Origin of the sequence: Aquaspirillum sp. LM1 (assembly GCF_002002905.1) — a bacterium.
Taxonomy (GTDB): Bacteria; Pseudomonadota; Gammaproteobacteria; order Burkholderiales; family Aquaspirillaceae; genus Rivihabitans.
In genome coordinates this window covers 3,183,009-3,209,237 of record NZ_CP019509.1, presented here as the reverse complement: position 1 = coordinate 3,209,237, position 26,229 = coordinate 3,183,009, and the positions used below count along the sequence as shown (strand labels likewise).

General features: G+C 61.5%; 23 protein-coding genes. 13 read left to right on the top strand and 10 right to left on the bottom strand.

Annotation, left to right across the window (positions count from 1 at the left end; all coding sequences use genetic code 11):
* Nucleotides 1–13 precede the first annotated feature (13 nt).
* Entirely contained in the window at nt 14–1,462 is a 1,449-nt protein-coding gene (gene gatA, locus BXU06_RS13870; RefSeq protein WP_077300851.1) for an Asp-tRNA(Asn)/Glu-tRNA(Gln) amidotransferase subunit GatA, read from the bottom strand.
* Between the two features lie 47 nt (nt 1,463–1,509).
* A complete protein-coding gene (gene gatC / locus BXU06_RS13865; RefSeq protein WP_077300848.1) occupies nt 1,510–1,797 on the bottom strand; it encodes an Asp-tRNA(Asn)/Glu-tRNA(Gln) amidotransferase subunit GatC in 288 nt (95 codons plus the stop codon).
* A gap of 242 nt (nt 1,798–2,039) precedes the next feature.
* On the opposite strand from gatC, the gene BXU06_RS13860 reads away from it, so the two are divergent.
* From BXU06_RS13860 to BXU06_RS13835, 6 genes are all read left to right on the top strand, one after another.
* Nucleotides 2,040–3,080: a rod shape-determining protein gene (locus BXU06_RS13860; RefSeq protein WP_077300845.1), complete on the top strand. Its 1,041-nt coding sequence runs from the start codon at nt 2,040–2,042 to the stop codon at nt 3,078–3,080.
* Between the two features lie 82 nt (nt 3,081–3,162).
* On the top strand, nt 3,163–4,065 hold the full coding sequence (gene mreC / locus BXU06_RS13855) for a rod shape-determining protein MreC (RefSeq protein ID WP_077300842.1): 903 nt from the start codon (nt 3,163–3,165) through the stop codon (nt 4,063–4,065).
* 3 nt (nt 4,066–4,068) lie between these two features.
* The gene (gene mreD / locus BXU06_RS13850; protein WP_077300840.1) at nt 4,069–4,575 is read left to right on the top strand and encodes a rod shape-determining protein MreD; all 507 of its coding nucleotides are present in this window, start codon (nt 4,069–4,071) and stop codon (nt 4,573–4,575) included.
* A 7-nt stretch (nt 4,576–4,582) separates the two neighbouring features.
* A complete protein-coding gene (gene mrdA, locus BXU06_RS13845; protein WP_077300836.1) occupies nt 4,583–6,562 on the top strand; it encodes a penicillin-binding protein 2 in 1,980 nt (659 codons plus the stop codon).
* The gene (rodA, locus tag BXU06_RS13840; protein ID WP_077300833.1) at nt 6,559–7,668 is read left to right on the top strand and encodes a rod shape-determining protein RodA; all 1,110 of its coding nucleotides are present in this window, start codon (nt 6,559–6,561) and stop codon (nt 7,666–7,668) included. The genes mrdA and rodA overlap by 4 nt, the downstream gene beginning before the upstream one ends.
* A 221-nt stretch (nt 7,669–7,889) precedes the next feature.
* Nucleotides 7,890–10,064 (top strand): bifunctional diguanylate cyclase/phosphodiesterase, encoded by a 2,175-nt coding sequence (locus tag BXU06_RS13835; RefSeq protein ID WP_077300830.1) that lies wholly within the window; start codon nt 7,890–7,892, stop codon nt 10,062–10,064.
* Nucleotides 10,065–10,188: 124 nt separating this feature from the next.
* Here BXU06_RS13835 and BXU06_RS18240 read toward each other — a convergent pair whose 3' ends face one another.
* A complete protein-coding gene (locus BXU06_RS18240) occupies nt 10,189–10,737 on the bottom strand; it encodes a transposase (protein ID WP_253189471.1) in 549 nt (182 codons plus the stop codon).
* Nucleotides 10,738–11,392: 655 nt separating this feature from the next.
* Here BXU06_RS18240 and BXU06_RS17745 point away from each other — a divergent pair.
* The 3 genes from BXU06_RS17745 (at nt 11,393) to BXU06_RS13815 (ending at nt 15,088) form a co-directional block, all read left to right on the top strand.
* On the top strand, nt 11,393–13,273 hold the full coding sequence (locus tag BXU06_RS17745) for a methyl-accepting chemotaxis protein (protein ID WP_171982224.1): 1,881 nt from the start codon (nt 11,393–11,395) through the stop codon (nt 13,271–13,273).
* A gap of 238 nt (nt 13,274–13,511) precedes the next feature.
* A complete protein-coding gene (locus BXU06_RS13820; protein WP_077300827.1) occupies nt 13,512–14,504 on the top strand; it encodes a cytochrome-c peroxidase in 993 nt (330 codons plus the stop codon).
* 131 nt (nt 14,505–14,635) lie between these two features.
* Complete coding sequence (locus BXU06_RS13815; RefSeq protein ID WP_216352485.1) at nt 14,636–15,088, top strand: Fur family transcriptional regulator; 453 nt, start codon at nt 14,636–14,638, stop codon at nt 15,086–15,088.
* A 1-nt stretch (nt 15,089) separates the two neighbouring features.
* Here BXU06_RS13815 and BXU06_RS13810 read toward each other — a convergent pair whose 3' ends face one another.
* The 6 genes from BXU06_RS13810 to BXU06_RS13785 form a co-directional block, all read right to left on the bottom strand.
* Entirely contained in the window at nt 15,090–16,004 is a 915-nt protein-coding gene (locus tag BXU06_RS13810) for a hypothetical protein (protein WP_077300824.1), read from the bottom strand.
* Nucleotides 15,982–17,391 (bottom strand): AAA family ATPase, encoded by a 1,410-nt coding sequence (locus BXU06_RS13805; protein WP_077300821.1) that lies wholly within the window; start codon nt 17,389–17,391, stop codon nt 15,982–15,984. Before BXU06_RS13805 ends, BXU06_RS13810 begins: the two co-directional genes overlap by 23 nt.
* Before the next feature lie 29 nt (nt 17,392–17,420).
* Nucleotides 17,421–17,915 (bottom strand): YgjP-like metallopeptidase domain-containing protein, encoded by a 495-nt coding sequence (locus BXU06_RS13800; RefSeq protein WP_077300818.1) that lies wholly within the window; start codon nt 17,913–17,915, stop codon nt 17,421–17,423.
* Nucleotides 17,908–18,738: a serine O-acetyltransferase gene (gene cysE, locus BXU06_RS13795; protein WP_077300815.1), complete on the bottom strand. Its 831-nt coding sequence runs from the start codon at nt 18,736–18,738 to the stop codon at nt 17,908–17,910. Before cysE ends, BXU06_RS13800 begins: the two co-directional genes overlap by 8 nt.
* A gap of 79 nt (nt 18,739–18,817) precedes the next feature.
* A complete protein-coding gene (gene rng / locus BXU06_RS13790; RefSeq protein WP_077300812.1) occupies nt 18,818–20,323 on the bottom strand; it encodes a ribonuclease G in 1,506 nt (501 codons plus the stop codon).
* Nucleotides 20,313–20,957: a nucleoside triphosphate pyrophosphatase gene (locus tag BXU06_RS13785; protein ID WP_077300809.1), complete on the bottom strand. Its 645-nt coding sequence runs from the start codon at nt 20,955–20,957 to the stop codon at nt 20,313–20,315. Before BXU06_RS13785 ends, rng begins: the two co-directional genes overlap by 11 nt.
* 222 nt (nt 20,958–21,179) lie before the next feature.
* On the opposite strand from BXU06_RS13785, the gene BXU06_RS13780 reads away from it, so the two are divergent.
* A complete protein-coding gene (locus tag BXU06_RS13780; protein ID WP_077300806.1) occupies nt 21,180–22,820 on the top strand; it encodes a methyl-accepting chemotaxis protein in 1,641 nt (546 codons plus the stop codon).
* 41 nt (nt 22,821–22,861) lie between these two features.
* Here the strand turns inward: BXU06_RS13780 and BXU06_RS13775 are convergent, their stop codons facing one another.
* Nucleotides 22,862–23,632 carry an exodeoxyribonuclease III gene (locus tag BXU06_RS13775; protein WP_077300804.1) on the bottom strand — a complete coding sequence of 257 codons (771 nt, stop codon included), beginning with the start codon at nt 23,630–23,632 and terminating at the stop codon, nt 22,862–22,864.
* Between the two features lie 76 nt (nt 23,633–23,708).
* Here BXU06_RS13775 and pyrE point away from each other — a divergent pair, with 76 nt between their 5' ends.
* The 3 genes from pyrE (at nt 23,709) to BXU06_RS13760 (ending at nt 26,183) form a co-directional block, all read left to right on the top strand.
* A complete protein-coding gene (gene pyrE / locus BXU06_RS13770) occupies nt 23,709–24,347 on the top strand; it encodes an orotate phosphoribosyltransferase (protein WP_077300801.1) in 639 nt (212 codons plus the stop codon).
* Nucleotides 24,347–25,135, top strand: a complete 789-nt coding sequence (tcdA, locus tag BXU06_RS13765; RefSeq protein WP_077300798.1) for a tRNA cyclic N6-threonylcarbamoyladenosine(37) synthase TcdA — start codon at nt 24,347–24,349, stop codon at nt 25,133–25,135. Before pyrE ends, tcdA begins: the two co-directional genes overlap by 1 nt.
* A gap of 229 nt (nt 25,136–25,364) precedes the next feature.
* A complete protein-coding gene (locus BXU06_RS13760; RefSeq protein WP_077300795.1) occupies nt 25,365–26,183 on the top strand; it encodes a response regulator in 819 nt (272 codons plus the stop codon).
* The last annotated feature ends 46 nt before the right edge of the window (nt 26,184–26,229 follow it).

The window sequence follows — 26,229 nt, the reverse complement described above, 5'->3', positions numbered from 1 at the left end:
TAATGGCCGGCGCTCACAGCGCCGGGGTGCGGGTGTGCCAGTCTGTCGCCTGCTGGAACTGATGCGCAGCGCCGAGCATGGCAGCCTCGGAAAAATAATTGCCAATCAGCTGCACGCCCACCGGGCGGCCATTGTCGGCAAAGCCGGCGGGCAGGCTCATGCCGGGCAGGCCAGCCAGATTGACTGCCAGGGTGTAGATGTCGGACAGGTACATTTGCACCGGGTCGTCGGACTTCTCGCCCAGGTTAAAGGCGGCGGTGGGGGCCACCGGGCCAAGAATCAGGTCGCACTGCTGGAAGGCGGCCTGGAAGTCCTCGGCAATCAGCCGGCGAATCTTCTGTGCCTGGATGTAATAAGCGTCGTAGTAGCCATGCGACAGCACATAGGTGCCCACCAGAATGCGGCGTTTGACTTCGGCACCAAAGCCTTCGGCGCGCGAGCGCTCGTACATGTCGGTGAGGTCTTTGTACTCGGCAGCGCGATGACCGTAGCGCACGCCGTCGTAGCGCGACAGGTTGGACGAGGCTTCCGCCGGGGCAATCACGTAGTAAGCCGGGATCGACAGCTCGGTTTTCGGCAGGCTGACTTCCACCACCTTGGCACCCAGCGCCTTGAACTGCGCCACGGCAGCGTCGACCACCCGCGCCACGTCGCTGGCCAGGCCGGCGGCAAAAAACTCCTTGGGCAGGCCAATGGTCAGGCCGGCGACCGGGCTGTTCAGGCTGCGGGTGTAGTCTTCTTTCGGGCGATCCAGGCAGGTGGCGTCGCGCGGGTCAAACCCGGCCATCACATTGAGCAGCAGCGCGCAGTCTTCGGCGGTGCGCGCCATCGGCCCGCCCTGATCCAGCGAACTGGCGTAGGCCACCATGCCGTAGCGGCTGACCGTGCCGTAGGTGGGCTTGATGCCGGTGATGCCGCAATGGCTGGCCGGCTGACGGATCGAGCCGCCGGTGTCGGTGCCGGTGGCCACTGGCACCAGGCCGGCGGCCACGGCTGCTGCCGAACCACCCGAGCTGCCGCCCGGAATCGCCGCCAGGTCCCACGGGTTTTTCACCGCACCAAAGGCGGAGTTTTCGTTGGACGAGCCCATGGCGAACTCGTCCATATTGGTTTTGCCCAGCAGCACCAGGCCAGCGTTGCGGCACTGGCTGACCACATGTGCGTCGTAGGGGCCAATAAAATTGCCCAGCATCTTCGAGCCGCAGGTGGTGCGCAGGCCTTCGGTGACAAACACATCCTTGTGCGCAAACGGAATGCCGGTCAGCGTGCCGGCCTGGCCGGCGGCGCGGGCGGCGTCGGCGGCATCGGCGGCGGCCAGCGCGCCGTCGTGGTCGACGGTGATGAAGGCATTGAGCTGCGGATTGAGGGCGTCGATGCGGGCCAGAGAGTCGCGGGTGAGTTCGCGGCTGGACATCTGGCCGGCAGCCAGCGCGTCGGAAAGCTGTTTAAGCGTGTAGTTCATGACGGGCACACGGTAGAAAGCGGGGGAAATAGCGGAGCAACAGACGTTTATTCGATGACCTTGGGCACCAGATAGAGACCGTTTTCCACACTGGGCGCCACCGCCTGGTAGGCGGCGCGGCGGTCGCTTTCGCTGACCACGTCGTCGCGCAGGCGCAGGCTGACATCCTGCGGGTGCGACATGGGCGCCACACCGGAGGTGTCGACCGCCTGCATGGCCTCAATCAGGCTGAAAATCCCGTTGAGCTGGCCTTGTACGGCGGTGATTTCTGCCTCATCCATGCGCAGGCGGGCAAGCCGTGCAATCCGGCTGACATCGGTGGCGGAAAGGGACATAAAAACCTCGTTAAGACTTTAATTTGCCGAATGTTGTAGGGTATCATAGTCCGCTGGTTTCGCCCAACCGCCAGCCGCTGTCTTGCCGCGCCGGCCACGAAGGGGGCGGAACTGTTGTCATCCAAGCGTGTCAACCTGTCCGTCGGCTGCCACGGCAGGCCGGACTTCCTTGCTACCCACTTTTTGCCTCACCGGCCTGCGCCACTTGCCGCGCCGATGGGGCCAGCCTACACAGGACTACGATGTTTCGCTCGATTACCGGTTATTTTTCCCATGACCTCGCCATCGACCTTGGCACTGCCAACACACTGATTTATGTGACCGGCAAAGGTATCGTGCTGGACGAACCGTCTGTCGTGTCTATCATGCACGAAGGCGCATCCAACAAAAAATCCATCCTGGCTGTTGGCCTGGAAGCGAAAAAAATGCTGGGCAGAACCCCCGGCTCGATTCAGGCCATCCGGCCCATGAAAGATGGCGTGATTGCCGATTTCACCGTCACCGAGCAAATGCTCAAGCAGTTCATCAAGAAGGTCAGCCCCAGCCGGCTGTTCAGCGCCAGCCCGCGCATCGTCATCTGCGTGCCGTGTGGTTCCACTCAGGTGGAGCGCCGCGCCATCAAGGAATCCGCCCTGGGGGCCGGCGCGCGCCGCGTCGAGCTGATTGAAGAACCGATGGCCGCTGCCATTGGCGCTGGCTTGCCGGTGGAAGAAGCCACCGGTTCGATGGTGGTGGACATCGGTGGCGGTACCACCGAAGTGGGCGTGATCTCGCTGGGCGGGATTGTCTATTCCAATTCGGTGCGGGTGGGTGGCGACAAGTTTGATGAATCCATCATCAACTATATCCGCCGCAACTACGGCATGCTGATTGGCGAAACCACCGCGGAAGAAATCAAGAAAACCATCGGTTCGGCCTTTCCGGGGGCAGAAGTGCGCGAAATGGAAGTCAAGGGCCGCAATCTGGCTGAAGGCATTCCGCGCGCCTTTACCGTATCGTCCAATGAAATCCTCGAAGCGCTGACCGAGCCGCTTAACCAGATTGTTTCTGCGGTCAAGATTGCGCTGGAACAAACCCCGCCGGAACTGGGTGCCGATATTGCCGAAAAGGGCATGGTGCTGACTGGCGGCGGCGCGCTGCTGCGCGACATCGACCGCCTGCTGCAGGAAGAAACCGGTCTGCCGGTGTTTGTGGCCGACGATCCGCTCACCTGCGTGGTGCGTGGCTCGGGCCGGGCGCTGGACAAGATGGACAAGGTTGGCACGCTGTTCACCAACGACTGACCCCCGCCCTTATACCTTCCGTCTGTGCCGCGCCCGGTTGCATCCGCGCGCGGCACAGCCGTTATCCCCCTGATGGCATGTGATGGATATCGCCAGCTCTCCCCGTTTTTTTCGCCGTGGGCCCAAGCCGTTAACCCGCTTGCTGGTCTGTTGCGCGCTGTCGCTGGCGCTGCTGGTGGCGGACGCCAAGCTGGCGCTGCTCGAACCCGCCCGTGGCGCGCTGTCGGTGCTGCTCTACCCGATGCAATGGCTGGTGACCGCACCGCCGGAAGGTTTGCGCCAGCTGGATGATCTGGTCACCACGCAAACCACCCTGGCGCACGAAAACCAGGTGTTGCGTACCTACCAGCTGGAGCTGGAGGCCCGCTTGCAGCGTCAGGCCGCGCTGCTACGGGAAAACGCCGAACTGCGCCAGACCCTGGGTCTGCGCGGCCAGCATCCCGGCAGCACGCTGGCGGCAGAAATTGTCTACACCAGCCGTGACCCGTTCACCTATACGCTGATCATCGACAAGGGCAGCCACGATGGTGTGCAGGCCGGCCTGCCGGTGATTGACGCCCGAGGCCTGGTGGGCCAGATCACCCGGGTGCAGCCGCTGACCGCCGAAGTGACCCTGCTGATCGAACGCAACCACCCGGTGCCGGTGATGGTGCAGCGCAACGGCCTGCGCGCCGTGCTGTACGGCATGGGCGGCCAGACCGAAGTGCGCCATGTGGCCGCGCATGCCGATATCCGGGTGGGCGATTTGCTGGTGACCTCGGGCATTGACGGGGTGTACCCCGCTGGCCTGCCGGTGGCCAGGGTGGGGCTGGTGGACCGCAACAGTGGCTCGCCGTTTGCCCGGATCGACTGTACCCCACTGGCCGGGGTGGCGGAAAACCGCACGCTGCTGGTGCTGAACGAAACGCTGAACCTGCCGCCGCGCCCCGAACCCGCGCCGGTGCCCAAGCAGAAGTCCCGCCGAAAACATGCGAGTGATGAATAAGCCATGGCGTTTGACCGTCCCAAAGAGTTTCTGAAACCAATCAAGACCCGCTGGATTGTGCTGAGCTTTCTGGTGGCCATTGCCGTCGAACTGCTACCACTGGATATGGCCCTGGCCAGCTGGGTGCCGGATCTCACCGCCCTGCTGGTGCTGTACTGGACGCTGAACCAGCCGCGCCGGTTTGGCATCGGCTGGGCATTTGCCGTGGGGCTGATTGCCGACGTGGCCAGCGCCAGCGTGTTTGGCCAGCATGCACTGGCGTATAGCGTCAGCAGTTACCTGATTCTGGCCCGCCAGCGTCAGGTGGTGATGTACAACCTGGGCCAGCAAACCCTGGTGGTGCTGGTATTGCTGCTGGTCAATCAGACACTGATGGTGCTGGCGCGAATGACCACAGGCTCGCTGTTTGCCGGCTGGGAGTATTTTATTGCCCCGTTTGTCGGCGCGGTGTTCTGGCCCTTGCTGACCAATGTCCTGCTGATTCCGCAACGTCGCGGCACACCGGGGTAAACCAGTCATGGTGTCTCGCTTTACCGCCCCGCAGCAGGCGGACAATCAGTTTCAGCTGCGCCTGCTGCTGGCGTTTGCCGGCATGTTGCTGGGCTTTGCCATTCTGGCCGGGCGCTTTGCCTGGCTGCAGGTGTACCAGCACGAGCACTTTGCCACCCTGGCACAAAACAACAGCATCTCGCTGGTGCCGATCATTCCCAACCGTGGGCTGATTGTTGACCGCAATGGCGTGGTGCTGGCGCAAAACTACTCGGCCTACACGCTGGAACTGACCCCGTACAAGATTGAAGACCTCAGCCGCACGCTGGACGGGCTTGGCCAACTGGTCGAGCTTGGCCCACGGGATATCAAACGCTTTCGCAAGCAGGCCGAGGAAAGCCGCAATTTCGAATCGATTCCGCTGAAAATCAAGCTCAGTGACGAAGAAGTGGCCCGAGTGTCGGCCAATATCTGGCGGTTTCCGGGGGTAGAGGTCAAGGCGCGGCTGTTCCGCGATTATCCGTTCAAGGAAATCACCTCGCATGTGGTCGGCTATATTGGCCGGATCAACCAGAAAGAACAGCAGGCGCTGGAAGACAACGACGAGCTGGCTGATTATCGCGGCAGCACCCACATCGGCAAAACCGGGCTGGAATACACCTACGAAAAAGTGCTGCATGGCACCGCGGGTTTTGAAGAAATGGAAACTGACGCCGGTGGCCGCGCGGTGCGCACCTTGCGCCGGGTGCTGCCCAGCAATGGTCATACCCTCAAGCTGGCGCTGGATATCGAGCTGCAAAAATTGGCCTGGGACAGCTTTGGCGACCGGCGCGGCGCGCTGGTGGCCATCGACCCCAGCACCGGCGGCGTGCTGGCGTTTGTGTCCAAACCCGGCTACGACCCCAATCTGTTCATTGATGGCATCGACAGCCAGAGCTGGAAAGACCTGAACGAAGACTGGAAAAAACCGCTGGTCAACCGCGCGCTGCGCGGCCTGTATCCGCCGGGCTCCACCTTCAAGCCGTTCATGGCCATGGCCGCGCTGGAAACCAAATTCCGCGAACCCAGCTACACCATTCCCGATCCGGGCTATTTTTCCCTGCCGGGCAGCAGCCACCGCTTCCGCGACTCCAAGCCCACCGGCTGGGGCAGCATGAATATGTTCCGTTCAATCCAGGTGTCGTCTGACACCTACTACTACAAGCTGGCCTGGGACATGGGCATCGACCGGCTGTCTCCGCAACTGGCCAAGTTTGGTTTTGGCAGCCAGACCGGCATCGACCTGGATGGCGAAGCCAGGGGGGTGCTGCCCAGCAAGGAATGGAAGCGCAAACGTTTTGCCGGCAAGCGCTACCCGGAAGCCGCCCGCACCTGGACGCCGGCGGATGTGGTGCCGATCGGCATTGGCCAGGGCTACAACACCTACACCCCGCTGCAGGTGGCGCACGCCATTGCGATTCTGGCCAATAACGGCGTGGTGTATCAGCCGCATGTGGTCAAGGAAATCGAAAACCTGAAAACCGGCGAAGTCAGCAAAGTGGCCGCCGCGCCAGTGCGCGACAATCACCACAACCCGGCCAATCTGGCCTTTGTGAAATCCGCCATGGAAGCCGTGCTGAAACCCGGCGGCACTGCGGCGCGGATTGGTGCCGGCCTGAGCTACACCATGGCCGGCAAAACCGGTACCGCCCAGGTGGTGCAGATCAAGCAGGGGGCCAAATACAATGCCTCGGCACTGGCAGAAATCCACCGTGACCACTCCTGGTTTGTGGCTTTTGCCCCGGTGGAGGCGCCAAAAATGGCGATTGCGGTGATTGTGGAAAATGGCGGCTGGGGTGCCGCCGCCGCCGCACCGATTGCCCGCGAGCTGTTTGACTATTATCTGACCGGTCGGCGCAGCGGCGTATCCAGCCCGGACAGCCCGCTGGTGAAACCGCCGCGCGGTGCCACCCCCAGCCAGGCGGACAGCAGCCAGGCTGCCGGCTCTGCCGAGGAACCCGTGGAATGAACGATTACTACCTGCTGCGCCGGGCCTGGGCCCGGCTGCACACCCCGATTGACGGCTGGCTGTTCTGGCTGGTGATTGCCATCTTCACCCTGAGCCTGGTGGTGCTGTTTTCAGCGTCCAACCAGAATCTGGACAAGGTGACCAATAAATTCACCTTCATGCTGATCTCGCTGGGCATCATGTGGGCGGTGGCCAATATCAAACCGCAGTTCTTGATGCAGCTGGCGGTGCCGGGCTATGTGGTTGGGGTCTTGCTGTTGCTGGGCGTGGCGCTGTTTGGCGAGGTAGTCAATGGCTCGCGGCGCTGGTTGCATGTGGGTGTTACCCGGATCCAGCCGTCGGAAATCCTGAAAATCATGGTGCCGATGATGCTGGCCTGGTATTTCCAGAAACACGAAAATGCCCTGCGCTGGCAGCATTTTGGGGTAGCGGCGCTGATTATTGCCGTGCCAGCGCTGTTCATTCTCAAGCAGCCCGACCTGGGCACCGCCACGCTGATCATGGCCTCGGGGTTTTTTGTGCTGTTTCTGGCCGGCCTGCCGTGGAAGGTGATGGCCACCGGCGCGCTGCTTTTTGCCGCCAGCCTGCCGCTGGTGTGGAACATGCTGCACGACTACCAGCGTAAACGGGTACTCACCCTGATCGACCCGACCACCGACCCGCTGGGTGCCGGCTATCACATCATCCAGTCGATGATTGCCATTGGCTCGGGCGGCCCGTTTGGCAAGGGCTGGCTCAGCGGCACGCAAACCCACCTGGAGTTCATCCCTGAGCGCACCACCGACTTCATTTTTGCCGTGTACGCCGAAGAATTTGGCCTGGCCGGCAACCTGCTGCTGCTGGTGCTGTACTTGCTGGTGATTGCCCGCAGCCTGATGATCACCGCCAAAGCCACCACCTTGTTTGGCCGGCTGATGGGCGGGTCGATCACCCTATCGTTCTTTACCTATGCTTTTGTCAATATGGGCATGGTGGCGGGTATCCTGCCGGTGGTGGGCGTGCCACTGCCCCTGGTGTCGTATGGCGGCACCGCCATGGTTACCCTGCTGATTGGTTTTGGCATTTTGATGAGCATTCATAAGAACCGGCCATTGATCAAGCGGTAATGAATTCAAAATTGAATAAATTCATTTTTGAATTCATTCTGGAGCGCCGGTCATTTCTCCCAACCGGGCATCATCCGCCAGGCCCGGTGGCGCGATGTCGCGCTGCCGGGCGCTCGCAGCATCGCCAAGCGTGCCCAACGTGCTAAACTTTCGTCCGGCATGCGTGCCCCCTACTCACGCGCGCCCACCGCGAAGCTCACACCGCAGCACGGAAAAGGCAGATGAAACTCAGCAAACCATGGGGCGTGCAGGCCAAGATCCTGCTGGTGTTCACCGCCATCAATATGCTGGCCACGGCGGCCTACACCCTGTTTGTGTACCAGATCAAAACCGATACCATCTACGAAGCCGCCGATGCCCGCCTGACCGCCGCCGCTCACGCCGTGGCGCGCATGCTGCCTGCCGGCTATCTTGATCAGCCACTCAACGCCAAGCCGCCCGCCCAGTACGCCGAACACACCCGTGCGCTGCACCAATACAGCCAGGCAGCTGGCTTGCGTTACGTGTACGCCTTTATTGAAGAACAGGGCCAGGTGCGCTATCTGGCCGACGCGGCTTCCGACCAGGAAATCCGCACCGACAACTACGGCCACTATCTGCAAGCCTACCGCGAGCCGCCGCCGGCGCTGGTGCAGGCATTTCGGGATGGCCAGCCGCACTTTGCCGAATACACCGACCAGTTTGGCCAGTTTCGCTCGCTGTTTGTCCCTGGCGTGCGCCCGGATGGCCTGCGCTATGTGGTGGGTGCCGACATTGATATTGCCTATCTGCACGCGCGTGGCCAGGAAGCGCTGTATGCCTCGCTGCTGATTGGCCTGGGGATTTTCCTGCTGTCGCTGCTGCTGTCATGGTGGGTGGCGCGGCACCTGACCCGTCCGGTGCGGGCCTTGCTGAATGTGACCGAACGGATTGCCGAAGGCGACTACAGCGCCCGCATCAATGACCACGGCGAGGACGAAGTGGCCCAGCTGGCCGGCGGGCTGAACGCCATGGGCGAAGCCATTGCCCAGCGCGAACAGGCCATGCTGCAGCTGATTTACCGTGACGAACTGACCGGCCTGGGCAACCGCCTGGCGCTGGATGAAGCGCTGACCGCTGCGCTGGCCACCCAGCAGCCTGGGGTGCTGATGCTGGTACACCTCGACCGCTTCCGCGCCATCAACGACCTGCTGGGCTTTGCCGCTGGTGACCTGGTGCTGCAGGTGGCCACCTCACGGCTGTCCGACTTGTGGCCCAACGACAGCCGGGTACACCGGCTGGGCGGCAATGTGTTTGCCCTGCTGGTCACCGGCCTGCCCGCCTACGACAGCAACACCCTGTACCGGCAGGTGTTTCAGGCGCTGGAGGGCGAGCCATTCACCCTGGCCGACCAGCATATCGACCTGACCGTTACCCTGGGTATTGTCCGTTTCCCGGTGCATGGTGAACAGGCCGGCCTGCTGCTGCGCAACGCCGAAGTGGCGCTGTACGCTGCCAAGCAGGCGCACAAGCCATGGAGCGAATACAACGCCGAACAAGTGGGTAGCCGGCGCGAGCAGCTGTCGCTGCTGGGCGAGCTGCGCCGGGCCATCGAACAGCATGAAATGCATGTGTTCTACCAGCCGCAGGTCAGCATCAACCGGGGCCAGCTGGTGCAGGCCGAGGCGCTGGTGCGCTGGCGGCATCCGGAGCGCGGCTGGGTGCCGCCGTCGGCGTTTATTCCGTTTGCCGAACAAACCGGGCGCATCCGCTCACTGACCGACTGGCTGCTTAACCAGGTGGCCGAGCAGGTGGCGGCCTGGCGTGCCAGCGGCCATCCACTGACCGTGTCGATCAACGTCGCCATCCACGATCTGGAAGACCCGGATTTCCCCCGCCGGGTGGCCGCCGCCCTGCGCCGCCACGACGCGCTGGCCATCGACTTATGCCTGGAAATCACCGAAGGCGGGCTGATGGCCGACCCCGAACAAGCGCGCACCACGCTCGACGCCCTGCACGAAGCGGGCCATCGCCTGGCCATCGACGACTTTGGCACCGGCTATTCCTCCCTGTCCTATCTGAGCCACCTGCCAGTGAACGAGCTGAAAATCGACCGCAGCTTTATCATGGACCTTAACCTGCACAATCGCTCGATCGTGCTGTCCACCATCAGCCTGGGCCACGCGCTGGGGCTGAAAGTGGTGGCGGAAGGGGTGGAAACCGCCACGCAGTACCGCGAGCTGGCGTTATTGGGCTGCGATGTGGCGCAAGGCTATCTGATTGCCAGAGCCTTGCCGCTGGAAGAATTCAATAGCTGGCGGGTCAGCCACGATGGTGAATGCGACTGGAGCACCCAGCCAGATGCCACCCCGGCCCTGTCCGCGAATGCAGATCCACGCCTGCTGGCCAATGGCAACGCCCGGTTGCCAGAACGCTGAGCGGCAACCACCACCACGCCGCCATCCTGTCCGGATCCGGCCTGAGCCTCTGGCCTGAGCTGGGCGCTTCTGCCTTCTTGCTTGACATCCTCCCCGGCCTAAAGGCTGGAGATTCCTACGGCGCTCAGGCGCGGCATTGAACCGCCCCTGAGTCGCTTCGGCGGGTTCCTGCTGCTGGCGGCATGACCGCACCGCTCACTTCACAGGCTAACTGGGCGTGTCCCGCCCTTAGCACATTGATCGCGCCGACCAGATCGGCGTTTTCCTCGAAACCGCATTCCACACACTGGAACCGGGCTTGCGTCTGGCGGTTGTCCGCCGACACATGGCCGCAGCACGGACACGTCCGGCTGGTGTTCTGCGCCGGCACGGCGATGAGATGTCCACCGCTCCACGCCAGCTTGTAGTCCAGTTGGCGACGGAATTCGAACCATCCTTGATCAAGGATGGACTTGTTCAGGCCAGACTTGGCCCGAACCTGCTTCCCCGGCTTTTCGGGGCTGCCTGCCGACGATTTGGACATGTTCCTCACCTGCAAGTCCTCGATACACACCATCGCGTGGTTTTGGCTGATCGTGGTCGTGGCTTTGTGCAGATAATCGCGGCGGGCGTTGCCGATCCGGGCGTGAATGCGCTGGATTCTGGACTTGCTTGGGCAGGAAGATTCGGGCATTGGCCTGGTCGAGCCTGATCTGTTTCGGGTCTGGATAACGGAAGCTGTCGGACTGGCCCTTCTTCTTGAAACGCGGAAAATCAGCGCGTCTGGCGAAGAAGTTGGCGTAAGCGCGCTCCAGGTCCTTGAGCGTCTGCTGCAGCGGATGAACGGGCGCATCGGCCAGCCACGGCGTTTCAGATCCATTGCGCCACTCGGTGAGCAGCTTGCACAGCCCTGCGTAGCCGAGCTTCTTCTTGCCTTGCTCGTAGCGCTCCTTTTGCAAGGCCAATTCCTTGTTGAACACGAAACGGCGCGAGCCAGCGAAGCGGCGCATGTCGCGCTGCTGTTCGCTGGTCGGCATCAGTTCGTATTTGTAGGCTTGAAGGCGTTGCATACGGGTATTTTTACAGCCCACCCCCATCGACGGCAAGGACGGCTACGCCGTCCGCGCTATCCTTCCCCGCCCTGAACGGCGGGGCTTGCCGCGCACTGCGTCAGCGCAAATCCCGTACAACTCCCAATTGACCCCTACAGGCAGAATCCCTGACACTGGCATGATGCCAATACGATCGGGGCCTGCCTGCGCCCTGGCACACCGACCGGATATGTCCGCTGCCACCCTGTACGCCACCAGGGCAGCACACCCGGCCAGACCTCAGAGGGGAAGACCATCATGCATTTGCAATCTTTTGGCTGGCGCTCGATTCGCGTCCGTCTCTACCTGCTGTTCAGCCTGACCCTGCTGGGGGTGATGGGGTATGCGCTCAGCGATGCCTGGTCAAGCTGGCACACCCTGCAGCGCCTGCAGCAAATGCAGGCACTGGAGCAATCCGCCCAGCGCATCAGCGCGGTGGTGCATTCACTGCAAAAGGAGCGCGGCCTGTCTGCCGGCTGGATTGGCGCGCAGGGCAAACGTTTTGCCACCGAGCTGGCCAGCCAGCGTGACGCCACCGACGCTGCCCACCAGATGTTGCGCCGCTATCTGGCCGAGCAGGATCAGCAGGTGCTGGGCGCTGCCGCGCTAAGCGCGTTGAGCGAAGCCGACCGCCAGCTCAACGCCGTGCTGGGTGCCCGTGCCGGGATTTCTGCGCTGACGGTGAGCGCGCCCACGTCATTTGGCCAGTATACCGCCACCATCGACGCCTATCTGGCGGTGCTGGCGCAAATGCCGGCGCAGGCCAGCGATGTGACGCTGACCCGCGAACTGTCGGCGTATGTGCGCTTTATCAACGCCAAGGAACAGGCAGGCCGCGAACGCGCCACCATTAACGCCATTGCCACTGCCGACAGCGCGCTGGACGACGCCCTCTATCGCCGCCTGCTGGGCATTCTGACCACGCAGGAGCTGTTTTTGCGCCAGTTTCAGGAGCAGGCCAGCCCGGCCTCGCGCCAGGCGCTGGAGGCACTGCTGGCCACCCCAGCGGCACAAGACACCGCTGCCCTGCGCAAACGGGTGCTGGAGCGGGTGCATCAGGGCGGCTTTGCCATTGCACCGGACCAGTGGTTTGCCACCATCACCCGCAAGATCGACGCCATGAAGGCGCTGGAAGACCAACTGGCCGACGGCATTCACCAGCAGGTGCTCAGCCTGGGAGACCAGGCGCGCTGGCGGGTGGGGGTATCGCTGGCAGCCAACCTGACCATGCTGCTGCTGGGCCTGCTGTTTGGCCTGCTGGTAAACCGGGTGCTGGCCGCCATTCACCGCACCGCCGACGTGGCCCGCCAGCTGGCGCAGGGCGACCTGACTGCCACTGTGGAAGTGGAAGCCCGCGACGAGCTGGGCGAGCTGCAATCCTCGCTGCAATACACCTTGCAGCATCTGGCGCAAATGATTGGCGAAATCCGCGCCGCGTCTGACCAGCTGAGCAACGCCGCCGATCAGGTATCCACCACCTCGCAGTCGCTGGCACAGTCGGCGTCCACTCAGGCGGCGTCGGTGGAAGAAACCTCCTCGGCCATGGAACAAATGAGCGCCGCCATCGAGCACAACGCCGACAGCGCCCGCCACACCGATGGACTGGCCGCCCAGGCTGCCAGCGAAGCGCAGGCTGGCGAGCAGGCGGTGGCCAGCACCGTCGATGCCATGCGCCAGATTGCCGAAAAAATCCGCATCATCGACGACATCACCTACCAGACCAATCTGCTGGCGCTGAACGCCGCCATCGAAGCCGCCCGCGCCGGCAGCCACGGCAAGGGGTTTGCCGTGGTGGCCAGCGAAGTGCGCAAACTGGCAGAGCGTTCGCAACTGGCCGCCCAGGATATCGGCCAACTGGCCGGCAGCAGCGTCAAACAGGCGGAACAGGCCGGGCAATTGCTGGAAAAAATGGTCCCGGCCATCAGCCAGACTTCGGTGCAGGTGCAGCAGATTGCCCAATCCAGCGCCGAACAGGCCACCGGCGTGGAGCAGATCAACCGGGCCATGGGCCTGCTCAACCAGTCTACCCAGCACACCGCGTCGGCATCGGAGCAACTGGCCGCCACCGCCGAGCAAATGGGCGCTCAGGCCCAGCTGCTGCAGGAAAGCATGGCGCACTTCCGCCTGGAAAAATCCTGACGCCGTTTGCATGGTGCGCTGCGCCCTTGCGGCACACCTCAGCCAGATCATGGCCTTTCCCGTCCGCCCAGCCTGATGCCGGGCGAACCTGCCAGGGGCTTGACCTGGATCAAGATCGAAAGGTGCCCCACGGCTACAGTGCTGTTTAGACAAAGTCTAAACCATAGGGCCACCACCAAGAAGTGGCCGTCACTGCCTGGTCCTGATCGATTTTTACCTGAGGATAGAAGGAGTTATCATGAAACTGATCCACCTGGCCATTCATGGCACCCTGGCGCTGTCTGGCCTGCTAGCCACCGCCTGGGCTGCTGAACCGATTCAGCCGGTACCTGTCGCCAAGGGACAACACCCGGCCATGGTTGAGCTGGGCAAAAAGCTGTTCTTTGATCCGCGCCTGTCCAAATCCGGTTTTATTTCCTGTAATTCCTGTCACAACCTGAGCATGGGCGGCACCGACAATCTGAAAACCTCGATTGGCGACCGCTGGCAGCAAGGGCCAATCAACTCGCCCACCGTGCTCAACGCCCGGCTGAACGTGGCCCAGTTCTGGGATGGCCGCGCCAAAAACCTGCAGGAACAGGCCGGCGGCCCGATTGCCAACCCGAAAGAAATGGGCTTCACCCACGAGCTGGCCGTTGACGTGCTGCGCTCGATTCCGCAATACGTGAATGAATTCAACAAGGTGTTTGGCAGCCGCACCGTGGACATGGGCAAGGTCACCACCGCGATTGCCGCGTTTGAAGACACCCTGGTCACCCCGGACAGCCGGTTTGACCAATGGCTGAAAGGCAATAAGAAAGCACTGACCGCCCAGGAACTGCGCGGCTACCAAACCTTCAAGACCAGCGGCTGTGTGGCCTGCCATAACGGCCCGAATGCCGGCGGGGCCTCGTTCCAGAAAATGGGCGTGGTTGAGCCGTACAAGACCGCCAATGCCGCAGAAGGCCGCGTGGGCGTGACCGGCAAGGACGCCGACCGCTTCCTGTTCAAGGTGCCCACCCTGCGTAATGTGGAACTCACCTATCCGTACTTCCACGACGGCGAAGCCGCCACGCTCGCTCAGGCGGTGGACGTGATGGGCCGCCTGCAACTGGGCAAGAAGTTCAGCGAGCAGGAAATCAGCGATGTGGTCAGCTTCCTGAAAACCCTGACCGGCAAGCAGCCCGACTTCAAGCTGCCCATCCTGCCGCCGTCCACCGACAGCACCCCGCGCCCGCGTCCGTTTGATTGAGCACACCCCAGTGGGGTGCCCCCCATTGGCTGACCGCCGGCCTGCCCTGAGCAGGCCGGCGGCATCCGCTTGACAACGGAGGCCAGGACAGCGATCGTGCTCGACTGTGTTTCCGTTATCAGGGGTTTGCCATGACCATTGCCTTGCCGCTTCCTGCCGAACCGGAAATGGCCCGCCGCCTGCTCGGCGCAGGCATTCCGGTCACCGCGCAGCGCCTGGCCATTGCCCGCGTGCTCTTGCCCCAGCCGGTGCATCTGAGCGCCGAACAGGTGCTGCAACGCGCCGCGCAATACACCGGCGACCTGTCACGCGCCACGGTCTACAACACCCTCAAGCTGTTTACCGCCAGAGGGCTGCTGCGCGAGCTGGCCATCGAGACCGGAAAAACCATGTTTGACTCCAACCCCGAACCCCACCACCACCTGTACAACAGCGCCACCGGCGAGCTGACCGACATCCCGGTCAACAGCCTGACCCTGAGCGGCCAGCCCACCCTGCCCGACGGGCTGGAGCTGGAACAGATTGAAGTGATTGTACGGGTGCGCCCGCGTGAGCCCCAGGCTTCTCCCGCAACGACCGGATAAATTATTTGAAAGTTATACTCAGTCCAGGCAACGGTGAAAGCTCCTGTGCGTCCCCCATCCACTCGCGCATTTTTTTCGGTGTGGCTGGTGAGCGCCATATTTCCACCCACACGGCAGGGTGCGGCTGACGGGCAATCTGTGCTCGGATACAACTCAACAGGCGTTGCTGTTCTGTTGCCAATGGCACCGAGGGGTCTATTTCTGGGTGGCCGCCGGAGGCTTCGTCCAATTCTTTGTGGTTGGTCGCCTGTTTGATGTTCACATATTCGCGCAGCAAACGTTGGTAATCCTTGACAGCATTTTGCCTGCAGTTCACCAAGGCATCCCGCGTATTCAGCCCCAAAATCTCTATGGTATTCAGCACTTTTTGCTTTTCCCGGCTGCCTGCTGGCGCAGTTTTCGGGTGTGCCGCAAATAGTCCGGTTTTCCAATCCAGCAACATCAAGGCCAGCGGATTCTCCTTGCGCGGATGGATAAACGCCATGTCTTGACTGGCGGGCTCTTCCTGACGGCCCAAGGATTGGCTGACTGCCGAGCCAGATGGCACAAAGACCGCCATCTTGTCGAGCTTATGGCCGGTATTGCAGGTTTTGCAGGCCAATAAATAATTGTGAGCCGCAAAGGCCTGCCCAGGAAACAAAGACTTGGGCAGGACATGCTCAATGTCCGTCGCCTCGTTTTGCTCGCAATAACAACACAAGCCAGCGCCAACGCTTTCCTGCTTTAGCTGCTCGCGCACCTTGGCAAATGCCTGTTCCCCCGCCTGGCTACGGGTTTTGCTGTTCCATTTTGAATCTGCTTTTTTTGCACGCAGGTCAAAGTCGGCGCAAGCGTCAATTTCAGCTTGAATAGCTTGCAAATGCTGTAAGGCGCTGTCCGGCCAGGTGGCCGCATCAATCTTCGTCAATGGCAACATGGCTGTGAAACACCGCTTCCAGTTGTTCAAGGCGCGCTTTTTCTTTCTCGTTCATTGGCACGTCGTAAAGTCGCTTGTAATACAGGTCGAGATATTCCTGCTGCGCCTGCCGGCCTTCTTCGCCCCGGCTCATGTGGGCACCAAAGGCTTGCGTTTCATACGCATCCAGCACATTGCCATACACCAGTCGGTCTTTTTCTGCCCCGGTGATCTGCTCAATGCCGCCCTCGCCGCGCGGCGGCGACAAACGCCAGATGGTGCCTTGCTCGCAGGCACGGCAAATCAGCGGGCTGTGGGTGGTGACGATGAACTGCATTTCAGGAAAATGCGTGGTGAACCACTGGCCAATGCGGGTTTGCCAAGTGGGGTGTAGGTGCGCGTCCACCTCGTCGATCAGCACCACGCCAGGCAAGGGGAAGCTGGTGATGTCTGATTTGCCCGGCGGAAACACTTTGTCCAGGCCATAGACACGAATCAACTGCCGCACCAGATCAAATGCCACACTCAAAATCGAACGAAAGCCATCGCTCAGCTGGGTGACGGTGACCTCATGGTCATTGGCGTCGCAGAATACCGGCACGCCATCCAGATTCACTTCGATAAACTGTACGCCGCCGGGCAATAACTCACTGTGGTTAATGAAGTGGCGAACGCCGTTGAAAATGCGCGCAGACTCTGGTTCGGGGTCGCCGGGTTTCCGTCGTGATTGCTCTTTGAGCTGACGTCGATCCAAGTCATTCAGCCAGTCCAGCACATCAGTCAGCGCTGCAGATTCGTCAAATAAAGTGATATGAGCGGCTGCTCGTGGAGCTACGTTAGAAAGATCTTGCCACTGAGGGTTGCCACCGGTAAGACGACGAAATGGCCCGTAGGAGGCAGAAAACCAGCCATGACAGTAGCTCAGCCTAAGCTCTTTAGCACATACATCTGGGATATCATCTATTGACTCGTTAAATCTTGACTGTTCGTTGACTTTTACAAGATTTGGAACGAGCAGAAAGTTATCTGAAACTTCCTCGTGATCAGATTTTAGTTGACCAGAAAAAGCAAATAGAGAAAGAGCCAGCTCTTTGTTGAAAAATGCACCGAATAGGCCGGGCCTTCTTTTTCCTGTCTTGACTTCGTCATAATCATTGTCTGGGGCTGTCATAACAATAACATCGGCATTTTTCTCACCGCTACGAACAAAGATGTCACTATTAATTCGCAAAGCAGGAAAATCAGGTCGATTTATTAAAGCGCTAGCAATCCCTTTTAAGATGCTACTTTTACCTGAGGCATTATCGCCAATAATGACATGCCAACCCTTTTGAGAGCGATGTGGAATTCTTACCTCAATCTGGCGTAGACGGCAAAAATTCTGCAAGCGAAAACTTGTTATATACATAAATCTTCTATCCCTATTTTTTTCATATCTTACACCCCCTCCCGCCAAACCAACCACACCCGCGTATCAAACTCCAGTTGCGCATAGCCCGGTGCCAGGTGCTCGCACAGCTGATAAAACGCCTTGTTGTGTTCGCTTTCCTTCAGGTGGGCGAGTTCATGGGCGACGATCATGCGCAGCATCGGCTCGGGCGCGTCGCGGAATAGCGCGCCGATGCGGATTTCGTGGCGGGTTTTCAGTTTGCCGCCCTGTACGCGGGCGGCGCGGGTGTGGGTGCCTAATGTCCCGCGCACCGGGTGCTGCTGGCTGTCGTACAGCACTTTGTGCAGCGCCGGGGTGGTTTTCAGGCCGCGTTGTTTCAGCGCCTGGGTGTAGTCGTACAGCGCGCGGTCGGACTGAATGTCGTGCGCGCCATCCGGGTAGCGTTGTTGCAGCCAGTCGCCCAGCCGGCCCTGGTCGCGCAGCGCCGCCACTTGCTCGATCAGATGCGGCGGGTAGCCGGTGAGGTAGCGCAGTTCAGCCATGTTGCGGGCCGCGCACCGGGCACACGCCACAGCCTTCGTCGCCGTCAAAGTGCTGGTCCATGCTCAGCGCCGGGGCGTCGTGGCCGGTGTTGCCCACCACTTTGGCCGGTACGCCGGCCACGGTGGCGTGCGCTGGTACCGGGGCGAGCACCACGCTGCCAGCACCGATCTTGGCCCCTTCGCCCACGCGGATATTGCCCAGCACGGTGGCGTTGGCACCAATCAGCACACCATCGCCAATTTTCGGGTGGCGGTCGCCGGATTCCTTGCCGGTGCCGCCCAGCGTCACGCCCTGCAGGATCGACACATTATTGCCAATCACCGCGGTTTCACCGACCACAAAGCCGGTGGCGTGGTCGAGCATCACGCCGCAGCCAATCTGCGCCGCCGGGTGGATATCCACGCCCATCACTTCGGAAATGCGGTTTTGCAAAAACAGCGCCAGTGTCTTGCGCCCCTGGCCCCACAGCCAGTGGGTGACACGGTAGGCTTGCAGGGCGTGAAAGCCCTTGTAGTACAGCAGTGGGGTGGAATAGGCGTCGCAGGCTGGGTCGCGCACATAGCAGGCTTCCATGTCGGCGCGCATGGCGGCGCGCAGGGCGTTGTCCTGTTGCAGGGCTTCGTCGATCAGCTCCATCAGCGCACGGCTGTCCATCACCGAGGTGGCCAGCTTGGTGGACAAATGAAAGCTGAGCACGGCTTCCAGGGTGCGGTGGCGCAGCACGGTCATGTGCAGAAAGCTGGCCAGCAGCGGTTCATCAGCAGCGCTGGCGGCGGCTTCGCGGCGCACGGCGTCCCATACGGGGTCGGTCGGTGTGGTCATGTTCAGGGTTCCGGCAAAAACAGCGCCCCGCCAGCAGGCCTGCCGGCGGGGCGGGGCAAGTCATGCAAATGAGGCCACTTTACAGCAGGACAACGTCGAACTGCTCCTGGGCGTACTGACTTTCCACTGCCAGCGAGATGGGCTTGCCAATAAAATCAATCAGCATGGCCAGGCTTTGCGATTCTTCGTCCAGAAACATGTCGATGACGGGCTGGGCGGCCAGAATGCGAAAGCCCTTGGCTTCAAACTGGCGCGCCTCGCGCACGATTTCGCGCTGGATTTCGTAGCAGACGGTTTGCGCGGTCTTGATTTCGCCACGCGCCTGGCAGGTGGGGCAGGGTTCGCACAGCACATGCGCCAGGCTTTCGCGGGTGCGCTTGCGGGTGATTTCCACCAGGCCCAGGCTGGTAAAGCCGTTCAGGGTGACGCGGGTGCGGTCGCGCGCCAGCGCCTTGGCCAGCTCCAGCAGCACCGCCTGGCGGTGGTCTTCGCGGTCCATGTCGATGAAATCGACAATGATGATGCCGCCCAGATTGCGCAGGCGCAGCTGGCGGGCGATGGAATAGGTGGCTTCCAGATTGGTCTTGAAGATGGTGTCTTCAAAGCTCTTGGCACCAACAAAACCGCCGGTGTTCACATCGATGGTGGTCATCGCCTCGGTCTGGTCGATGATCAGATAGCCGCCAAATTTCAGGTTGACCCGGCGCGCCAGGGCTTTCTGGATTTCGGCTTCGATGCCGTGCATTTCAAACAGCGGTCGCTCGCCGCTGTAGCGGCTGATTTTGGGCAGCGCCTGGGTGACGTAGTCCTCGGCAAACTCGGCCATCTTGCCGTAGTTTTCAGTGGAATCGACGGTGATTTTTTCCGTGCACTCGCTGACCATATCGCGCAGCACGCGCAAGGCCAGTGACAAATCCTGATACAGCAGGGTTTGGGGCGGGCTGGTGCGGGCGCGGGTTTCGATGTCGGCCCAGAGTTTGGTCAGGTAGCCGATATCGGCGGCCAGTTCTTCGTTGGAGGCGGTTTCGGCGCTGGTGCGGATGATGTAGCCACGCGGGCTGCCACTGGGCAGCATGGATTCCAGCCGCTCTTTCAGCTGGGCGCGCTCCTGCTCGCTGTCGATTTTTTGCGAGACGCCAATATGGGTTTCCTGCGGCAGATGCACCAGAAACCGGCCCGCCAGGCTGATCTGGGTGGACAGCCGCGCACCCTTGGTGCCAATCGGGTCCTTGATTACCTGCACCAGCACGGTCTGGCCTTCAAACAGCATGTTTTCGATGCGCGCCGGGGCTTCCGGGTGCTGGCGCTGTTCCAGGATGTCGGCAATATGCAGAAAGGCCGCCCGCTCCAGGCCAATTTCAATAAAGGCGCTTTGCATACCCGGCAACACCCGGCGCACCTTGCCCAGATAGATATTGCCCACCAGCCCCCGGCTGGCGGCGCGTTCGATGTGCAGTTCCTGGACGATGCCGTCTTCCAGCACCGCCACCCGGCTTTCCTGTGGGGTGATGTTGACCAGAATCTGCTCGTTGGCGCGCTGCACTTCGCGCTGCCATTGCGCCAGCAGAATGGATTCACTGTTCATGGTGGGTGTCCTTGCTGCCCAGTCCATCCAGGCCATGCATGGCCAGCAACCGGGCGGTTTCACATAAGGGCAGGCCCATCACCCCGGAATAACTGCCGTCCAGGTGGGCAATGAACATCGCTGCCCGGCCCTGGATGCCATAGGCTCCGGCCTTGTCAAAAGGTTCACCGCTGGCGATATACCCGTCAATCATGGCAGTGCTCAATGGCAATAATTCCACCCGGCTGACCGACAGCGCAGTCTGCACGCTGTCCCCCTGGCATACTGCCACCCCGGTCAGCACCTCATGGCTGCGTCCGGACAGGCGGGCCAGCATGGCGCGCGCCTCGGCGGCGTCGGCTGGCTTGCCCAGAATCTCGCCATCCACCGTTACCGTGGTGTCTGCCGCCAGCAGGGGCCGTTGCGGCAGCGCGTTGGCCAGCAGATGCTGCCAGCCAGCCTGCGCCTTGGCTGCGGCCAGACGCAGCACGTAGTCCGCCGGGTTTTCGTCAACCTGCACCGATTCGTCGATATCCATCGGCAACTGGATGCAATCCAGGCCAATCTGGGCCAGCAGCTCGCGCCGGCGCGGGCTGGCCGAGGCCAGATAGAGCGCGGGGCGTGCCAACGGGGGAGAAGTGATAGTGTTTGTCATGGTCTGGACTGGGCTTTTGTTTTATATTGGCAAGCTTGTTACCAAAGTCATCGATCATGGTGTCCGATGACCCGGCAGATGGGCACGGACAATCCGTCCGGCAGCCCTCTGCAATGCGCGCTGCATCATGTGGCGGGCAGGTAGATTTCCATTAGCTTATCAGCATGCCCGGTCGATGCAAAACGCCCGGACCGGCACGCCACGCTTTCGAGGGCCCCAGCCATGTTTGCTTTTTCCCGCTGGTCAGTCAAAAACAAGCTGCTTGCGCTGTTTTTGCTGCTGAACCTGATTACCGTCACCGCCTATTCGGTGTACGGATTCATCCTCAAATCGCAAGGTGTGGTGGCCGAAATCGACAGCCGGCTTACCGCCTCGGCCAGCGCCGTGCCCGATGTACTGGGCAGCGACTACATGCAGCGGCTGACTCAGCGCAATACCGTGCCCAAGGAAGAATACCTGAGCCGGATGAGCCAGCTGGGCCGCTACGCCGAGCAGATCAACCTGGCCTATCTGTACGTGGTCAAGATCGACAACGGCAAGCTGGTGTTTCTCAGCGACGGCGCGCCCGAGGCAGAAATCAAGGCCGGCAACTACAAAAAGCAGTTTGAGGAATACACCGACGCCAGCGACGGCCTGAAAAACGCACTGAGCAGCGGTGTCATGCAGTTTGACGAATACACCGACCAGTTTGGCTATTTCCGCTCGGTGTTTATCCCGCGCAAGCTGCCCAGCGGCGAAACCATTGCCCTGTGCGCCGATATCCGCATCGACCATGTGCGCAACCTGCTGCTGTACAACGTGGTGCAATCCATCCTGATTGGCTTGGCCAGCTTTGTTATTGGCGGGCTGATTGCCTGGTGGCTGACCGGCATCCTGGCCCGCTCGCTGCAGCGCATTGGCACCGACATCCAGGCCATTGCTTCCGAGCGCGACCTGTCCAAGGTGATCAGCACCCCCAGCCAGGATGAAATCGGCCGCATGGCCGAACACCTGAACAGCATGCTGGGCGAAATGCGCCGGGCGATTGAAGACGCCGCCACCGCGGCAAAAACCAATAGCAGCACCGCCACCGTGCTGAAAGACACCTGCGTGAAACTGGTCAGCAGCGCTGCCGACAGCGCCAACCGGGTAGAGCAGGTTACCCGCTACAACCAGAACATCCGCGCCGAAGCCGAAACCTCGGCCACCCAGGCGCGCGATCTGGCCGGACGGATTGGCGTGCTCGACGACAAGCTGGCCGGCTCGCGCGAGCAGGTGGAAATCATGATGGAGGCGGTCAACCGCAACGCCGAAACCAGCGTGAAAATTGCCCAGCGCTTTGACGGGCTGGCACAGAACATCCGCGACATCACCCAGATTCTGGCGCGCATTGCCACCATTTCCGACCAGACCAACCTGCTGGCGCTGAACGCTGCCATCGAAGCCGCCCGTGCCGGCGAGGCCGGGCGCGGCTTTGCCGTGGTGGCTGACGAAGTGCGCAAGCTGGCCACCCAAACCCAGAGCACGCTGTCCGAAACCAATGAATTTGTCGAGCGGGTGCTGGCCACCATCGAAACCACCACCCGCGAAGTGTCCGAGCAGGCGGCAGAAAGCCGCGAACTGGTCAGCGCCTCCAGCACGGTGATCGACACCATTGCGCAAACCAGCCAGTTGATGGAAGAAGCGGCTGATGTGGTTAACCACACTGCCACCAGTGCCGAAAGCATCCGCCACGACATCGAAGCGGTGGGCGGTGAGCTGGAGCAGATCAACAACGCCATGCAGGAAAACAACCACCAGGCCGAGCAGATGCGCAACAAGGCCGACGAGCTGGGCCAGGTGTCGGGCATGCTCAATCAGACGCTGTCGAGCTTCCGGGTATAAGCCCGCGCCGCTGCTGGCCGCGCGGCAACAGCGGCGCGGCCTCAGTCGGCGTAATCGACAATCAGCGGCGCATGGTCGGAAAACTTTTCTCCCTTGTACACGCTGGCGCTGTGCGCCCGCGCCGCCAGCGCCGGGCTGGCAATCTGGTAATCAATCCGCCAGCCCACATCCTTGGCGTAGGCCTGGCCACGGTTGCTCCACCAGGTGTAGCCGGGCTGATCCGGGTAAAGCAGCCGCCACACATCGCGCCAGCCCACCTCGCCCAGCAGCTGGGTCATCCATGCCCGTTCTTCAGGCAGAAACCCGCTGTTTTTCAGATTGCCTTTCCAGTTTTTCAGGTCGATTTCCTGATGGGCGATATTCCAGTCGCCACACACCACCACTTCACGGCCACTGGCCAGCAGCTCAACCAGATACGGCAAGAAGCGTTCAAGAAAGGCAAACTTCACCTGCTGACGCTCGTCCGAGCTGGAGCCAGACGGCAGGTATAATGACACCACGGTCAGCGGGCCAAAGTCGGCGCGCAGGTAGCGGCCTTCGGCGTCGATGTCGGCAATGCCCAGCCCCACGTCCAGACGGTCTGGTTCGCGCCGGGCATACAGCCCCACGCCGCTGTAGCCTTTTTTCTCGGCGCAGTGAAACCAGCCGGTCAGGCCGTCGGGCGCGCGCATGCGCTCGGTCAAGTCGGCGTGCTGGGCCTTGAGCTCCTGCACACAGACAATATCGGCCTGCTGGGTGGCCAGCCAGTCGAAAAAACCTTTCTGGTGGGCGGAGCGGATGCCGTTGAGGTTGGCGCTGATGATTCGTTGCAAGAAATTCTCCATGCTATGCTGTCGCCCATTTTGCGTGCGCCAGCATGCGTGACTGTCAAAAATTGAAGGATGCCCGATGAGCGATTTTCGCCAGGATTTTATTCGTTTTGCCGTGGATGAGCAGGTGCTGCGTTTTGGTGAGTTTGTCACCAAGGCCGGGCGCCTGTCGCCGTACTTTTTCAATGCCGGCCTGTTCAACCACGGTGCCAGCCTGCTGAAGCTGGCACGGTTTTACGCCCAGGCCATCCGGGCGTCCGGCGTCGAATTCGACATGCTGTTTGGCCCGGCCTACAAGGGCATCACCCTGGCCGGTGCCACGGCAATGATGCTGGCCGAAGACGGCCTGGATATTCCGTTTGCCTTCAACCGCAAGGAAGCCAAGGACCACGGCGAAGGCGGCACGCTGATTGGCGCGCCGTTGCAGGGCCGGGTACTGATTATCGACGATGTGATTTCTGCCGGCACCTCGGTGCGCGAGTCGGTCGAGCTGATCCGCGCTCACGGTGCCACCCCGGCGGCGGTGTCGATTGCGCTGGACCGCAAGGAGCGCGGCCAGGGAGAATTGTCCGCCGTGCAGGAAGTGCAGCGCGACTACGGCATGCCGGTGATTGCCATTGCCACGCTGGACGATTTGCTCGGCTATCTGGCCCACAGCCCGGATCTGGCCGACAACCAGATCAAGGTGCAGGCCTACCGCAACCAGTACGGCGTGTGATGGACGCACCAACTTCTTCCGGCCACGACGACTGGGCGCGCCGCTTTGGCGGCATTGGCCGGCTGTATGGCGAGGCGGCGCTGGCGCGCTTTCAGCGTGCGCATGTCTGCGTGATTGGCGTGGGCGGCGTGGGTTCGTGGGCCGCCGAGGCGCTGGCGCGCAGCGCGATTGGCGAGCTGACGCTGATGGATCTGGACCATGTCGCCCCGTCCAATATCAACCGTCAGGCCCATGCGCTGACCGACACGCTGGGCATGGCCAAGGTGGACGCCATGGCCGAGCGCCTGTTGCAGATCAACCCGCAGCTGGTGATTCACCGCGTGGAGGCATTTATTGAGCCGGACACGGTGGGCCAGCTGTTGTCCACCGAGCTGGACTATGTGGTGGACGCTATCGACAGCCTGCGCGCCAAGGCGGCGCTGATTGCCTGGTGCCGTCGGCACAAGGTGCCGGTGGTGGTCAGCGGCGGTGCCGGCGGCAAGACCGACCCCACCCGCATTGTGGTGGATGATCTGTCGCGCACCACCGACGACCCGATGGCCTCCAAGCTACGCTACACCCTGCGCCGCCAGCATGGCTTTGCCCGCGAGGGCAAGTTTGGCGTGCCGTGCGTGTTTTCTACCGAACCGCTGATCCGCCCAAGTGCGGCCTGCGACGCCAGCCCGGCCAGTGGCCACGGGCTGAACTGCGCCGGCTTTGGCTCGGTGATGAGCGTGACCGCCGGCTTTGGCCTGGCCGCTGCCGCACAGGTGCTGCGCCAGCTGGCGCAAGCCGCGCGTCAGGGATAAGCCCTGCTGCCAAGCGCGATTTCCCTGGCCAGATGTGACAATTTGGCAACGGACAATCAAGGATTTACCCGGTTTTGTCCGCCAAAAAACTGACTGGGCGGTCACTTGTTCACGCTGGGTTTTGCCTGAGTGCAGAAAATTTGTGCTGAAAGGGAAAACCTGTGTAGTAGATAGGTAAAAACCCGTAAACCCCCCGTGACACGAAGGGGGGCTATGCCACAATATATCCATGAACGCTGCCCCGTTTGCAACACTCTCTCCTCGTATCCTGCTTGTGGATGACGCCGCGGAAGACCGGCTCCTGCTTGCAGATTTCCTCCGCCAACAAGGCTATCGGCTTTATGTGGCAGAGGATGGTCTGGATGGCTACCAGAAAGCGGTTGCCATTCAACCAGACCTGGTTTTGCTGGATATTCATATGCCGCGCTGCGATGGATTAGCCACCTGTCGCCGCCTCAAGGCCGATGGACAAACCAGCAAGATCCCGGTGATTTTTCTGACTGCCGCCGCCATGCCGCAGGACCGGGTTGCCGGTCTGAACGAAGGCGCGGTGGACTACGTGACCAAACCTTTTGATTTTGAAGAGGTGAAGTTGCGGGTGGGAATTCACCTCGGTCTGGCGCGCATCCAAACGGTTGCCCACTCGTCCTCCGCTGCCCCGGAAGACGAGCAGGTGCCGGATCACGCGTCCAATCTCGATAAAGTATTGTTCTCTTCCGCGCGCAAGATATTGCGCGAACGTCTGGATGCTGCGCCCAATCTGGGCGAGCTGGCCACTGCCGTGGGCACCAACACCCGTCGACTGAACGAAGCCTTCAAGCATTGCGCCGGTGCCACCGTGTTCGACTACCTGCGCGAACTGCGCCTGTCGGAATCACGCCGCCTGCTGGCCGAAAGCGCCTTGCCGGTGCAACAGATTGCCGGCCACTGCGGGTATAGCAACCAGGCCAACTTCGCCACCGCGTTCCGTGAGCGCTTTGGTCTGACCCCCAGCGAATTCCGCCGCGAAACCGACCACAGCCCAGCCAGAGGCACAGAGCCCTGTTGATGGCCTGACCCCCGAATGGGGTCGGGCCAGCACAGGGATGGCTGGC